Here is a 14,900-nt window from a genome sequence, read left to right on the forward strand (position 1 = left end):
AGTCATGCCAAGACAATGCGAATAACGACAAGACAATGCTAGGATTGCGACGTTTCTTTTAAGCGCCCTTTCGGTGTATGTTGCCACCGATTAAGTTCAAGCCGTATTCAAATCGGCGGTCATTCAGTCTTAATCTCATAAGGAGAACGCCATGTCGGCGTCTGTGTCAGCGTCTTCCGGTTTAAAGTGGCTCATTGGTATAGCGGCCGTGGTGCTGATCTTAGGGGCGCTCAAAGCAGCTGAAGCCATCGTAGTCCCTTTTTTACTCGCTGTATTCATTGCCATCATTTGCATTCCCCCTTTGACCTTCATGACTCGGCGAGGTATGCCTTCCTGGTTGTCCATCATGATCATTGTCGCCTTGCTGGTCGTGCTCAGTAGCTTATTGGTGATCTTCGTCGGGAGTGCCATTGATACATTCACAGAACAACTCCCCGAATATCAAAAACGCCTGCAGGAAGAGTCCGTCAAACTGGTGCCCCTGTTTACAGATTTGGGGATTCCGGTCACCAAAGACCAGTTTCTAACTCACTTTAACCCCGGCGCAGCGATGAAATGGGCAGGCAATGCATTGGCCAACCTCGGCGGTCTACTGACCAATTTCCTCGTCGTTGTCTTTGTAGTGATTTTTCTATTGATGGAAGAAGCCAGCCTGGCCGATAAACTCCGCTATGCCTTACCCAATGGTGAGCTTTCGTTGAAACGGACCAGCGAGTTTGTGCGGCAGGTCAACACTTATCTGGTCATCAAAACGACCATAAGCCTGATCACCGGGCTACTGGTCTGGGCATGGTTAACGTTTCTGGGAGTCGATTTTGCCGCTTTATGGGGGCTGGTCGCAGCACTGATGAACTTCATTCCCAATGTAGGTTCTATTATTGCGGCCATTCCGGCCGTTCTACTGACGGTGGTGCAACTAGGCCCTTATGATGCGCTGATCGTTGCAGCAGGCTATGTCGCCATTAACCTACTCATGGGCAATGCGCTGGAGCCGCGGTTTATGGGCAATGGCTTGGGGCTATCACCGTTGGTCGTTTTCTTATCGTTAATGCTGTGGGGGTGGATGTTTGGCGCCGCCGGGATGTTCTTGTCTATCCCATTAACCATGATTGTGAAAATTGCGCTAGAGCGCCAGGCATCCACTCGCTGGATTGCGATTATGATTGGGAGTGCACGGGATATTCAGCAACTAGAGCAGGATTCGCAACCCCATGATCAAGACCCTCCTCAATAACGAGATGTTCAGAGAAAACGCTTCACCTCAATCCTCGTAACAAAAGAGCCAGACAGTGCGTGTTGCACGCTGTCTGGCTCTTTTTGATGCCATCATTTGGCCGTCTTTGATCCCGATGGCTTAAACACGCAAATCGATCAGGATCAGTGAACACATCGACGAGCGGTGTTCTGGCCTATCTATGCTTTAAACCGCTGCGCCATATGGCGTAACTCGTCGCTGGTTTGGCTCAGGGCATCCACCGCTTGGCGGTTCTCTCGAGCAGACTCTGAAAGCTCTTCAACCATATGCTGCATTTCATCAACACTGCGGCAAAGATCGTCGGCCACCGCAGTCTGCTCTTCAGCCGCTGAAGCCACTTGGGCATTCATATCATTAATTTCACCAATTCGTTCGCTGATCCGGGCGAGCGTTCCTTTTACCGCCTCGGCCGCCTCCGCGCTTTCAGCGCCCTCAAGCCGTCTGGCATCCAGCTGAGCAGCGACCTCTCGTACTTGCCCTTGCAAATGCTCGATCACCTCACGAATTTCACGTGCGCTGGTATCCGTACGACTGGCCAGGTTACGCACTTCATCCGCCACTACAGCAAAACCGCGACCCGCTTCCCCGGCTCGAGCAGCTTCGATCGCCGCATTCAGTGCTAGCAAATTAGTCTGCTCGGCAACACCCTGAATGACTTCCAAAATCTGTCCAATACGTCCGGCCTCTTGCTCCAGCTGTAATACGCTATCAGCGGAAGCGCTTAGGCTTGCGGCCAACTGTTCAACATGATCCATACTCAAGGCCACATGCTGCATCCCTTCCTGGGCCTCGGCCTCGGCTGCGGCAGTTGCTTCTGAGGCTTGCTGAGCGGATTGCGTGACTTGATGAGCTGACGCACTCATCTGTTGCATCGCGGCCGCAGCCTGTGCGGTTTCTTCACGATGATGCTCAACATTATGCTCTGATTGTGTCGTCACCGCTTCAATATGACTGCCCGCTTGAGCCAGCGTTTCAATTTGTTGGCGCATGTTCTGAATCATCTGCTGAAGCTGATCGACAAAACGATTAAACCCAATAGCCAACAGCTTAATCTCGCCCGGCACATCGGTGTCCAGGCGATGCGTCAAGTCCCCTTCTCCCGAAGCCATCGACTGCATGGAATGAACAACATACATCAAGGGGCGAGTCAAACGCTGGCTAAACCACAAGCCGAGCAATATAAAGACGACCAATCCCACTAACGCAGTAACAGCCAACTCCCACAGGCTTTGCCTCAAATAGACCTGCTGCAAGCGTGACTGCTCAGCCATTTGCTGATCAACATCTTCAATATAAAAGCCAGTACCTAAAGCCCAATCCCATTTAGGCAGCGCCATGGTATAACCCAGTTTTTCGGCTTCATGGCCATCTCGATCCCAGTAATAGCGGGAGAACCCATCGCCTTCATAAGCACTCTTCAAGAGATCCTGAATGATGTAGCTCCCACGACGATCCTGTAACTGCCAAAGATTTTTGCCTTCCAACGCAAGGTTATGCCCATGGGCCACATTAACGCCTTGGCGATCATAGGCAAAAAAGTAGCCTTGGCCTTGATCAAAACGTAATTGACGCATTAATGCTTTAAAACGATTCTTTGCAGCTTGATCGTCAGCGCCGGCAGAGGCGTCATAAATGGGTTTCAAAGCACTGAAGGCCTGCTCAACCTGGCCTTTAAGCTGGTTTTTCTTCTGCTGAATTAAGACATCACGAGTTTGCGCCATAGTCGTACGCCCTAAATCATTGAGCGTACCGACCATCAAAAAAGCTAAAAGTGTCGTCATCACCAATAGCGGTGCAATAGTGACCAGAAGCAGTGTCTGGCGAATCGATAAAGAAGGCATGGTCAGATTTCCCGGCTGACAAAGTATAAAGTCCCGTAATTCCGCCCCTTTTAACCGATACTCTCGTGTTTTTTATGCGCTTTGTTGACCTGCCTGAGGGAAGAGTCCGCAACAAGGGGGGGGCAGAATATTATCAATAATAAACCATGCAGGATAGTCACCATCTTGCTTCAAGTCATACTTTTATAATCTTAAATAAGGTACGTCATTATCGATAAATAAAAACCACTAAAGGCAACAATATTCAACAATCACCGATCACAATAACGAACATCGACAGAGTGACAGCATTGAAAATAAGCATGCCTATTCACATCGATAAAGTACTGGCAAAAAAATTCAGAAATTGCCGTTCTTGGCGCTGAGCGTCATGTAATGCAGTTGGCACAAAAGAGACAGGGCGACCAAACTGACATTGAGCCAAAAGGTCCAACGCTCTTGGTGTAACCGCCCCCAATTTCGGGTAGCCGCCAACTGTTTGCCGATCATTCAGCAAAATAATCGGCTGGCCATCAGCAGGCACCTGAATCGCTCCCAAGCCAATCCCTTCCGAAATCATGCGTTGACTCAGTCCTTTAATCGCCCCACCTTCCAAACGAGCCCCCATCCGATCACTCGATGTCGACACCGTCCAAGACTGATCAAAGAACTGCGCCAAGGCCTCAGCGGGAAAGGCATCAACCTGAGCCCCGAGCACGACATCCAGCGTCAAATCCGCCTGATAATCGGGTATCCAGCGATCCGGCACACGACGAGCCAGCAACGTATCGGAAGGCGATTGTGCGACAAAGGGCAAAATATCACCCGCCTGGAGACGTTGGCCATTCCCCTGTAATCCTCCGGTTCCCTCACGCATCACCGTCGCGCAACTCTGTCCCAAGGATGGGGAGACCTGAAAGCCACCTGACACCGCTAGATAGGCGCGCATTCCCTGACGTGGATGACCAAAACTCAGCTCATCACCAGGCTCAACCCGATGTACCCGCCATAATGGCAAAGGCTCACCGTTCAACTGAAGCGAAAGATCAGCCCCACATACCGCAATGGCGGTGCAGGCTTTCACTTCTAGAACTAGGCCACCCAGTGCCACCTCAATCGCCGGCGCTCCCCATGAATTGCCCAATAAGTGATTGGCCCAGGCCCAGGCATGCCGATCCATGACCCCGCCATTGGCTAAACCATAATGCATCACACCACGACGACCCGCATCTTGTAGTAGGGCCAGGATGCCTGGACGCTTAACAATCATGCCCATCATTAATGCGCCTCCTGCTGCCATGGTAAATCATCAAGCCGACCACCCATTTCGAGATAACGCTCGCGATTAATCGGGCAAAACTTGACCTGTTGTCCAGCCTGTAATCGACTGGGTGGCGTTTGGTCGGGCCGAAACATGGCCTCAGGTGTACGACCAATCAAATTCCATCCCCCAGGAGAAACCAAGGGATAGATCGCCGTCTGGCTATCGGCAATACCCAATGCGCCCACAGGGACGCGCTTACGCGGTGTCGCCAACCTTGGCGTACGAAGTGTTTCAGCGACCTCCCCTAAATAAGCGAACCCAGGCGCAAAGCCAATCGCAAACACCTGATAAACCAAAGCCGAATGACACTCGATCACCTGATCAATGGTGAGGCCACTGCGCTCAGCCAGCAGCGGTAACTCAGGGCCGACTTCAGGCGCATAGTAAACTGGCAAATCAATCACAGGGGCATCGTGATCAACCTCAAGCACTTCCGGTAAGGCGGCCAATACTGGCGCAATATCGGCCAGTAAATGCGCCAAATCATCTTGTCTTAAGTCATAGCGTAAAAGTAAAGAGGTATACGCAGGGACCATATCAATCACGCGTTCTTTTAATGCGGTCGCCAAAGCGTCCTGCGCGGCTTGAATACGGGCTACCTGGGCGAGTTCAATGTCACGTCCGAAATACAGTGTAATGGCATCCACGGCAGCGATCTCATAATGCCACTGCATCACGCATCCCCTTGGGTCAATGACGAGGTCAATGCAGACGGGTTCAATGCTTCTCGAATAGCCCGTACTGCCGCAATCGATTCAGGATTATCGCCATGTACACAGAGCGTATCCACTTCAAGTGTCAACATGTTTTGACCTGAGTGGCTCTGAATCGGCTGGCCTGTGGCGAATGACTGGGCTTGAGCAACGATCTTTGCCTGATCATGATGCACTGCCCCGACCTCACGACGCGACACTAAAAAACCAGCCTCGTCATAGGCCCTATCCGCAAAAGCTTCCAACCAAAGAGGCACGGAAAATGAAGCGGCCATATCCCGCAAGGCTTGGTTATCAACCGTGGACATTGCCATCAGCGCCAAAGGTTGCGGTAAATCAGCCAACGCTTTCAAGACCGCCTCCAGAATTTCAGGAGCACGCATCATATCGTTATACAGCGCCCCATGGGGTTTCACATAACGGATTTGCCCACCTTCAGCCGCCGCAATCGACATCAAAGCGCCAATTTGATAACGCACCATGGCCGTCACTTCATCAGGCGAACAACTCAATGAGCGACGCCCAAAGCCCACTAAATCAGGATAGGCAGGATGGGCGCCTAAGGTGACATCATGCGTTAATGCCAGACGCACAGTGCGTTGCATCACTAAGGGGTCACCTGCATGAAAACCACACGCAATATTGGCTTGATCAATATAGGGCATAACCTCAGCATCCATGCCCATCGTCCAAGCCCCAAAACTTTCGCCAATATCACAATTCAGCTGTAGTTGCATCCGTTAATCTCCTCGTCCTCAACATATCAGGCACGACAGCATTCAGAAGAGCTGATCTTGCGCTTTTCTGATCATCAGTCAGTTTTAAGGGTGTACCCATCAGCACATTGCTGCCTATCAAAAAATCGACATATCTGTTCATTTATCTTTGCTCACGCCTGAACCCATTCGCCTTTCGTGTGCACACCTTTGCATACCCAGCTAAGCGGGTGCCCTCTCGCCATCCCGATGCAGACCCAGACACTCAAATCAAGTCATATCAAATACGTTTTATAGATAAATTGACAGAATTATACAAACTAAGCACCTATACATTAGGTTAATAATGCAAACAATATGTTTGACAGCCCCCAAGTAGACTCGCTACTTTGAAAAAATGGTATTCGTATGGGCAAATCCTGCGCCAAAACATCATCCCCAGAGACCAGCGTGGCATGCTCATTGCTGGACACATTATTGGGAATAAAAGCGGATGTGATGGCTCGACCCAACGGTTTGCCATCTTGGCCAATACAACACTAACAAGCGATGACAGCACTGATGGCATAACATGCTCATACTAAGAAAAGGCATACCATCCATGACTGTCTCGGAGGACAATCGCATGAGCTTGACCAAGTTTTTCAACACCCGATTTTCCAACACCTGGCGCCTCAATACTGAGCGTCTTCAGCGATCGCGCCCGCTATTAAGAGCCCTGACACTCAGTGTCTCCTTAGTCGGCATCTCGACGGCCTCACATGCAGCCACGTCTTGGGATATGCCCACGCCCTATGGAGATACGAATTTCCATACGCAAAATATCCGCCAGTTTGCTGAGGATGTTCGTCAGGCAACCGATAATGAGCTGGACATCACGGTTCATAGCAATGGCTCTTTGATTAAGCATGCAGAAATTAAAAACGCTGTGCGCCGAGGCTTGGTGCCGATTGGCGAATTGATCATGTCACGTCTGGCGAATGAAGATCCGCTCTTTGAAGTCGACTCTGTCCCTTACTTGGCTAGCAATTACGACGATGCCTGGCACTTATGGCAAGCCTCAAAAGATATCCTCGCTCAACGTTTGGAACGTCAACGCCTAAAACTATTGTTTGCGGTCCCCTGGCCACCTCAAGGCATTTACACCCAATTCAAAGTCAACACTGGCGAGGAGTTACAAGGCGTCAAAATGCGCGCCTACAACAAATCTAGTGAACGTTTAGCAGAGTTGCTAGGCGCCCAACCGACCCAGGTCGAAGTCCCTGACATTCCGACTGCATTTGGTACTGGCCGCGTCGATGCCATGATCACCTCACCCTCCACTGGGGCTAATACTCGAGCCTGGGACTACTTGACGGACTTCAACCACGCTCAGCTCTGGCTGCCCAAAAACATGGTGGTGGTGAATTTGAAGGCCTTCCGCCGTTTGCCGCAAGCCCAACAGCAGGCCATTGAGGCCGCAGCAGAAGAGGCTGAAAAACGAGGGTGGGCCGCGAGTAAAGCCGAAACCGATGCCAAAATCGGCATCATGCAAGAAAACGGTATTCGTGTCAGTGAGCCTTCAGAAGCCTTGAAAGCCAAATTGCAGCAGGTGGGTGACACCATGACTCAAGAATGGCTTGAACGTGCCGGCAGTGAAGGTCAGAAGATTCTGGATGCCTATCACGCCATGTAATGATCTTCACGATCAATCCTTAGATCGCGCCTAAACAACCCATTGCAGTCACAGGCAAGCGGTTATTAGGGCATGCGATGGGCTAGGCTGAAGCCCTCAAACAGCCGGACGAATCCCTCTGCCACGATCGTGGCAGAGGCTCCATTATTCATACAGCCGGAAAAGCCGGAGGATCCAGACCTATGCGTCATGCAATGGACCGATTTTATGGCCTAGGGGGCGCCTTGGCAGCGTTACAGCTGCTGATCATTATGTTGATGATTGTCATCCAAGTGCTGGGCCGCATTATTGATAACACGCTTCTGATGCTGCATCAGCCCCCCTGGGGGCTTAATGTGCCGGGACTAGCAGAAATAGCTGGTTTTTTATTGTTAGGCGCCAGTTTTTTTGGGCTCGCCTATACCTTCAGAGCAGGCGCCCACATTCGAGTCACCTTGATTATCCAGCATTTACCTCGTGCCTTTCGTCAAGTCATGGAAGCGCTGATGATTTTGCTAGCTTTGGGCATTACGCTTTATGCCGCTTGGAATGGTGCCTGGCTCGCCTATGACAGCTACGACTTTGGCGATGTCTCCATTGGCATGGTGCCCGTCCCCTTGTGGATTCCGCAAAGTGCGATGAGTGCCGGCTTGTTATGGCTCGCCATTGCCTTGGTCGATACCTTGTTTGAAGTACTCAAAGGCAATTTCGCCACACTCAATCATAGCGAAGTGCAGGAGTAAGCCATGGATATGATCATGATGAGTATGCTCCTGCTTGTAGGGTTGCTGGTATTGCTTGGCGCCGGCTTATGGGTTGCCTTTGCGTTAATGGGGGTAGGATGGATTGCCCTGTCTGGCTTCACATCTATTCCTGCCGGTGACAGTTTAGCCACAGCACTCTATGGCGCGAGTACGTCATGGGAACTCGCAGCGCTACCGATGTTTATCTGGATGGGCGAAATCCTGTTCCGCTCTCGTTTGTCGGAAGACATGTTTTCAGGCATTGCGCCTTGGGTGGGCCATATTCCGGGTCGCCTTCTGCACACCAATATCTTGGGATGCGGTATTTTTGCTGCGATCTCGGGATCTTCCGCCGCTACTGCCGCGACCATCGGTAAGATGTCGATTCCAGAACTCACTCGTCGCGGCTATAACCGTGAGCAAATTCTGGGCACTTTAGCAGGCTCAGCGACCTTAGGGCTTTTGATTCCACCTTCCATTATCCTCATTGTCTATGGCATCGCCACGGAACAGTCCATCGCCCGTCTCTTTGTGGCCGGCATCCTCCCTGGTTTACTGTTAATCGCCCTATTTACGGGTTACGTGATGATCTGGTCCTGGCTCAACAAAGATGAAGTACCAGAAGAAACACAGCATTTACCTTTTAGGGAAAAACTCAAGCACTCTCGCCGGTTAGTGCCCGTACTCTTACTGATAGTCGGGGTCATTGGTTCTATTTACGGCGGTTTAGCTTCGCCCACTGAATCGGCTGCTATCGGCGTATTACTGGCTCATCTGCTATCCTGGAAGTATGGGGCGTTAAGTTGGTCTACTTTTTCGCAAGCCCTCGCCGGAACAGTCAAAACATCAACGATGATTGCCTTTATTCTGGCGGGTGCAGCGTTTCTAACAACAGCAATGGGGTTTACAGGAATTCCTCGCGAACTGGCGGCATGGATCGGCACATTAGCGCTATCACCGTACATGCTATTATTCGCGTTGACCTTGTTTTTCATCTTACTGGGTTGCTTTTTAGACGGCATTTCAGTGGTAGTTCTGACAACCTCTGTCATATTGCCTATGGTTGAAGCAGCAGGGATTGATCCACTATGGTTTGGCATTTACTTGGTTATTGTGGTTGAAATGAGCCAAATCACGCCGCCCGTTGGCTTCAATCTTTTCGTACTACAAGGGCTTTCCGGCGATAATATTCTGAAAATCGCTCGGGCAGCATTACCTTACTTTTTATTGATTTTGTCTGGGGTGCTGATCATCACAATCTTCCCAGCGGTAGTAACCTACTTACCCAACCAGATGGGTCAGTGACGCCCAGCACCAGCTTCCGTCATGGCGGCCATCTTTTGGATGGCCGTTTTAGTAGAGAGGATCGCTATGCAAGTTAACGACATGGATAGACCGGATGCACAGACCTCAGCAGCCGACGACAACAAAAGATCAGTAGGTCCGATCGTATCATCCGCTCATCTGGCCTCCAGCAAAGCGGCAGAATTGTCTGAATTTGAGTTTGGCTTAATTGTCGCGGGTCATGCATTCAATCGCTGGATGATTCGCTGCATGACCGCATCCGGATTACCTGAACTAGGCGCACTGGATGTGCTAGTGCTTCACAGCGTCAACCATCGAGAAAGAGCCAAAAAAATGGCGGATATTTGCCTAGTCTTGAACATTGAAGATAGCCATACCGTCACTTATGCTTTGAGAAAACTCACAAAATTAGGTGTCGTTGGCTCAGAAAAAAGAGGCAAAGAGACTTTTTATAAAACTACCGAAAAAGGCCAAGAAATCTGCGAACGTTATGGCCAAATCCGAGAAGAATGTCTCGTTGAATCACTGAAGACACTCGGATTTTCACGAGAAGACATTGGCGATACTGCACGTTTTCTGCGAGGTCTTTCGGGCTTATATGATCAAGCAGCTCGTTCTGCGGCCTCACTATAAAACCGCTACAGCATGAGGTCGTGTAACAGCTCAATCGACTGCTCCCGTATTACCATTGCAGGCTTAATGCAGCACAACGCAACGGGGTACACATAGATTATTGTGCACCCCATATTGCAATGCAGTATGATATGAGAAATAGTAGAAAATGGAACAACAGGAAAAGATAGCAGGCGCCCTGCTTGAGGGTTCCTGACTATCTGTACGCTACCCATATCATTGCCAATACAGTCAATAGACGGGTACATGGATAGTACTTGCATATGGATAGCATTGTGGATGTAGAGGCTGACTATTGAATGGACATCACCATGAACCAAAGCCATGCAGATGCACTCTCAAAATGGGATGGCAAAGACATTATCGAAGGTCTTTGCCTATTACTCGAAGTTCAGCCCGCACATAATTTACGGGAGCTGCTCGACCTGACTTGTCTAGTTGAGTTTTATCGGGATCATTATTTTGCCAGCAAGTAGCTCACGATGACGCCATGCGGGCAAGATGCCCACTCCCTGAAAAGGTAAAGTGGCTTTCAGCACTCGGCAGTAAAGCCACCAGACGCCATCCAGGCCCAACATCCCACTGACTGCGCTCACTGAAAACTCGAATACGTCCTTTAGGATCAATGGCTAATAAGGGCAAAACACAGCGTTGATGATGATCCAAGTAGTCATCAAAACTAAAGTTCTCAGTGAGTTTTGTCTCTTTGACTTCCCCGCCTTGCGCCATCATGCTGGCTAACTGAGCATATGTGATCTGACCATCAAATAATCGGGTCAGTCGAGCATGCACCTGTTCAGAATCCTGACGACTATTATTGGCCCCTTCATTCACCATAAACACCTGGCGGGTATCAAACATGTCGCGGAAATGGTAGCCAACCAAGGAGTTCAACTGACGATAAGGTGATATCGCTAATAAATGCCCAATCCCAGTCAAATCAAGATGTTGGGCTGCATGTTCTGATAAGGGATTCCCATAATAAACCTCTAGACCCGCCATCCGAGCTTCTTGTACTAAATCCCAGTTAGGGTCAGCCAGCACGACGCGCACATTATGTGTCTTTAAAATCTGACCAAGCGCCCGGGCCAATGGATTCGCCCCCATAAAGAGAAACCCAGAAGGCGGTGGTGCTTGTACTTTGAGCCAAGCCGCTAAGGTACGAGAAGTCAGGCTTTGCAGTAAAACGCTACCGATAATAACCAGAAAAACCAAAGGCACTAGCATCTCAGCTTGGGGCACATCCAGCGCTTCTAACTTAAGTGCAAACAGTGCAGAGACAGCCGCCGCCACAATGCCACGCGGACCGATCCAGGCGAGTAGCAAGCGCTCACGCCAGGATAAGTCACTGCCTCGGGTTGATATCATGACATTCAATGGCCGTGCAACCCACAGAATCAGCGCCAATAGGGCCAAAGCAGCACCGCCAAGCCCCATCATTGCGGCCAAGTCTAAACGTGCAGCCAGCAAAATGAATAGCCCTGAAATCAACAACACACTCAAGGTTTCCTTAAACTCAAGAATATCCTCAAGATCCACACCACGCATATTGGCGAGCCACATCCCCATGACGGTCACGGTCAGCAACCCAGATTCATGAAGTATGGCATTGGATAACGCAAATAATGCAAGAACAAAGGTCAGCACCCCTAGGTTATGTAAGTAATGAGGTAACCAGTGATGTTTGAGCACCCAGCCCAATAATTGACCGCCCATCGCCCCCAAGATCAATCCCAAACACAGGGTCTCACCAAACACCCACAACGAGTGCCAATGGGAGGCGCCTGTCTGCAGTGCGACGACGTATTCAAATACAAGCACAGCCAATAAAGCCCCAATGGGGTCAATCAAAATACCTTCCCATCGTAAAATACGACTCACCGCAGCAGTAGGGCGCACACTCCGGAGCATGGGCACAATCACGGTAGGTCCTGTCACAACGGTCACAGCCCCCAATAGCGCAGCCATAGGCCAAGAAAAGTCGAGTAGAACAACAGCACCAGCACTGATTACGGCCCCATTCACCAACATCCCGGAAGTCACTAGTCGTCTGACAACACGGCCATGTTCTCTAATTTCACTCAACTTTAACGTTAAGGCGCCCTCAAACAGAATAATCGCAACCGCAAGAGACACGACCGGAAACAACAGATCGCCAAATAAAGCATCCGGCTTAAGCCACTCTAACCAGGGGCCGACAACGATGCCCGATAAGAGCAATAACAAAATAGCCGGTTGTCGTAAGCGCCAAGACAACCACTGGCACGCCAGTGATAACAGACCGATCGCAGCCAACACCAAGGCAGGTTGGGTCATGTCATTCATACTCCGTCAGGCTGAGCTGTCCTAAGAACAGCACGAAAAATTAAAAGCGGGCTATAGTGACAATGAATGTATAAATTGTCATCCAGAAATCCTGTTTTCCGCCCATTAATGCCAGGAGGTCGTTATGCTGCTGCCACAAGCCCCCAAGGATGAAGCAGCTCGACAGACACGCCTTGATGCCATCGGTTTATTAGATACAGACCGCTCAGAACGATTCGACCGCCTGACAAAACTAGTTAGCCAAATTCTAGAAATACCCATCGCGTTGATCTCACTAGTCGATCACAACCGGCAGTGGTTTAAATCCAAGCATGGTATCGATGTTTGTGAAACAGAACGGAGTATTTCTTTCTGTGCACATGTCGTATCCAACCAAGAAACACTGCTCATTACCGACACCCTAAAAGATCCTCGATTTGTCGATAACCCTTTAGTGACTGGCGCACCCTACATCCGATTTTATGCTGGCGTACCTTTGATATTAGACGGTTTTACGCTGGGCACATTATGTGTCATTGATCATAAGCCTCGAACATTACCAGCACACCAACTACAAATCCTTGAGTTAATGGCGCGTATTGTCGTCGATGAATGTCAACTATGGGAGCTGATAAAACAGCATGAACAACAAACCGCATTACAGTTACAACAAGAGCACTATCGGCAGAAAAAGAACTTACAACTACAGTTGATTAACCAAGCCCAAAAGATTTTTTTGCAAAACCAAGATGTAAAATCCGCCTGTAGTGATATCTTTGATGAACTTTTAGAATTAATAGGAAGCCAATTCGGTTTCATTGGTCAAGTCTTTCATCAGTTAGACAAGCCGCCATTTCTACGCATACACCATATTACAGATATCAGCTGGAACGCTCTGAGTCGTGCAATGTACCAGCAGTATCATGAGTCAACGTTAGACTTTCATAATCTGGATAACCTCTTTGGGCAGGCCGTCTTATCGAATACCGAAATCATCACGAATGATCCCGCCCAACATCCATTTAGCCGTGGCGTACCAGAGGGTCATCCCACTCTCCACTGTTTTTTGGGCATTCCCCTACGACACGCAGGCCAAGTCAAAGGCATGATGGGATTTGCCAACAAGCCTGGTGGGTACTCTCAAGCAGATATTGAGTGGCTGACCCCTATCAGCGATACCCTCGGATTGTTGTTCCATGCGAGAAACTCAGAAGAAGCGCGACTGAAGGCAGAGTCCGAGCTTAAAGTATTAGCAACACGTGACCCACTGACCAGCTTATTTAATCGCCGAGCGTTTATCGATCAATGCGAAGAACGTCTAGAAGCGGTCGCCGAAGGCCAGCTTTTGGTCATGTTGGACCTCGATCATTTCAAGCAGATCAACGACAACTATGGGCACGCGGCAGGCGATGCGGTTCTACGCCACATCAGCCAAAGTATGCAAGATCATCTACGTCAGCAGGATCTACTGGGACGCCTAGGCGGAGAAGAATTCGCTATTCTGCTCACCGCGCCGATCAACCATGAAAGTGCCGAGCGGATTCTAGCACGATTACACCAAGTGATCGCTGAATCCCCCATTGCTTTTGGTTCACAAGAGATCAGTGTAACCGCCAGTGCAGGCACCGCATTACAGCACTCAGGGGATCAGCTGGATGACCTCTTATCAAGAGCGGATGCCAGCCTTTATCAGGCCAAGGCTGAAGGGCGTAATCGGATATGCGGGCCACTCGGCCAATGAAATGAATAGCCTAGGGTGCTTCCAGCATTCTCACTGACTCACGAATAGGGCTCCAGCATCACGCCAGCTTCAGTGTCGATAAGCGAACAACAGCGATCAGCCAATGCTTCAACATCACTTACATCATGTGACACCAGCAAGATCGCATATCCTTGCTGCTTCATGGTATTGAACAGTTCATAAAGATACATTCGATTTTGAGAGTCCAGCCCCGTCATGGGCTCGTCAAGCAGCACCAGAGGCTGAGAACGCAATAAAGCTCGAACTAAAGTCACCCGCTGCTGCTGTCCACCAGAAAGGGCTTCAGGTAATCGATGCTCAAAACCTGCTAATCCGACTTGAGCCAGTAAAGTGCTGACTTGCGCAACCTGCTCAGAAGATAGCTTTCCCCGGGGGTTAAGACCAAGGGCAATATTGGTCATCACATCCAGGTGAGCAAACAGATTATGAGATTGAAATACACTGGTGACAGGCCGCTGCCAAGGGGGCAAAGGCAAAAGATCCTGCCCCTGCCAAGTTAAGGTGCCTGCCGTTGGCGTCAAGAACCCTGCAATGGTTTGCAAAAGTGTACTTTTCCCGGCACCGCTGCCCCCTGTAATGGCCATACATTGGCCAGGGAGTAGCTGAAAGCTCCAGTCAAAATGCTGACCTTGGGCGTACTCAAAACATAAGTGATCGACCACTAACACCGT

13 protein-coding genes are annotated in these 14,900 nt (G+C 49.9%); 7 read left to right on the top strand and 6 right to left on the bottom strand.

Annotated features, from left to right (window positions below; genetic code table 11):
* The first annotated feature begins 151 nt into the window (after positions 1-151).
* Positions 152-1,234 (top strand): AI-2E family transporter, encoded by a 1,083-nt coding sequence (locus tag BFW38_RS08780; protein ID WP_068998040.1) that lies wholly within the window; start codon positions 152-154, stop codon positions 1,232-1,234.
* A 179-nt stretch (positions 1,235-1,413) separates the two neighbouring features.
* Here the strand turns inward: BFW38_RS08780 and BFW38_RS08785 are convergent, their stop codons facing one another.
* From BFW38_RS08785 to BFW38_RS08800, 4 genes are all read right to left on the bottom strand, one after another.
* On the bottom strand, positions 1,414-3,096 hold the full coding sequence (locus BFW38_RS08785; RefSeq protein ID WP_068998041.1) for a methyl-accepting chemotaxis protein: 1,683 nt from the start codon (positions 3,094-3,096) through the stop codon (positions 1,414-1,416).
* Between the two features lie 310 nt (positions 3,097-3,406).
* Complete coding sequence (locus BFW38_RS08790) at positions 3,407-4,354, bottom strand: 5-oxoprolinase subunit C family protein (protein ID WP_084004551.1); 948 nt, start codon at positions 4,352-4,354, stop codon at positions 3,407-3,409.
* Positions 4,354-5,073 carry a 5-oxoprolinase subunit PxpB gene (gene pxpB / locus BFW38_RS08795; RefSeq protein WP_068998042.1) on the bottom strand — a complete coding sequence of 240 codons (720 nt, stop codon included), beginning with the start codon at positions 5,071-5,073 and terminating at the stop codon, positions 4,354-4,356. The genes BFW38_RS08790 and pxpB overlap by 1 nt, the downstream gene beginning before the upstream one ends.
* The gene (locus BFW38_RS08800; protein ID WP_068998043.1) at positions 5,073-5,849 is read right to left on the bottom strand and encodes a 5-oxoprolinase subunit PxpA; all 777 of its coding nucleotides are present in this window, start codon (positions 5,847-5,849) and stop codon (positions 5,073-5,075) included. Before BFW38_RS08800 ends, pxpB begins: the two co-directional genes overlap by 1 nt.
* A gap of 604 nt (positions 5,850-6,453) precedes the next feature.
* Here BFW38_RS08800 and BFW38_RS08805 point away from each other — a divergent pair.
* From BFW38_RS08805 to BFW38_RS17960, 5 genes are all read left to right on the top strand, one after another.
* Entirely contained in the window at positions 6,454-7,503 is a 1,050-nt protein-coding gene (locus tag BFW38_RS08805) for a TRAP transporter substrate-binding protein (RefSeq protein ID WP_068998044.1), read from the top strand.
* Positions 7,504-7,685: 182 nt separating this feature from the next.
* Positions 7,686-8,225: a TRAP transporter small permease gene (locus tag BFW38_RS08810; RefSeq protein WP_068998045.1), complete on the top strand. Its 540-nt coding sequence runs from the start codon at positions 7,686-7,688 to the stop codon at positions 8,223-8,225.
* Between the two features lie 3 nt (positions 8,226-8,228).
* Positions 8,229-9,530, top strand: a complete 1,302-nt coding sequence (locus BFW38_RS08815; RefSeq protein ID WP_068998046.1) for a TRAP transporter large permease — start codon at positions 8,229-8,231, stop codon at positions 9,528-9,530.
* A 66-nt stretch (positions 9,531-9,596) separates the two neighbouring features.
* Entirely contained in the window at positions 9,597-10,163 is a 567-nt protein-coding gene (locus BFW38_RS08820) for a winged helix DNA-binding protein (protein WP_068998047.1), read from the top strand.
* A gap of 311 nt (positions 10,164-10,474) precedes the next feature.
* The gene (locus BFW38_RS17960; RefSeq protein ID WP_175400957.1) at positions 10,475-10,639 is read left to right on the top strand and encodes a hypothetical protein; all 165 of its coding nucleotides are present in this window, start codon (positions 10,475-10,477) and stop codon (positions 10,637-10,639) included.
* A gap of 1 nt (position 10,640) precedes the next feature.
* Here BFW38_RS17960 and BFW38_RS08825 read toward each other — a convergent pair whose 3' ends face one another.
* Positions 10,641-12,479: a cation:proton antiporter gene (locus BFW38_RS08825; RefSeq protein ID WP_068998048.1), complete on the bottom strand. Its 1,839-nt coding sequence runs from the start codon at positions 12,477-12,479 to the stop codon at positions 10,641-10,643.
* 133 nt (positions 12,480-12,612) lie between these two features.
* Between BFW38_RS08825 and BFW38_RS08830 the strand changes: the two genes are divergently transcribed.
* Entirely contained in the window at positions 12,613-14,208 is a 1,596-nt protein-coding gene (locus tag BFW38_RS08830) for a sensor domain-containing diguanylate cyclase (RefSeq protein ID WP_068998049.1), read from the top strand.
* A gap of 38 nt (positions 14,209-14,246) precedes the next feature.
* On the opposite strand, the gene BFW38_RS08835 is transcribed toward BFW38_RS08830, so the two are convergent.
* Positions 14,247-14,897, bottom strand: coding sequence for a thiamine ABC transporter ATP-binding protein (locus tag BFW38_RS08835; RefSeq protein ID WP_068998050.1), 651 nt, complete (start codon positions 14,895-14,897; stop codon positions 14,247-14,249).
* Positions 14,898-14,900 lie beyond the last annotated feature (3 nt).

It is taken from the genome of Terasakiispira papahanaumokuakeensis, from assembly GCF_001709345.1.
GTDB lineage: Bacteria > Pseudomonadota > Gammaproteobacteria > Pseudomonadales > Halomonadaceae > Terasakiispira > Terasakiispira papahanaumokuakeensis.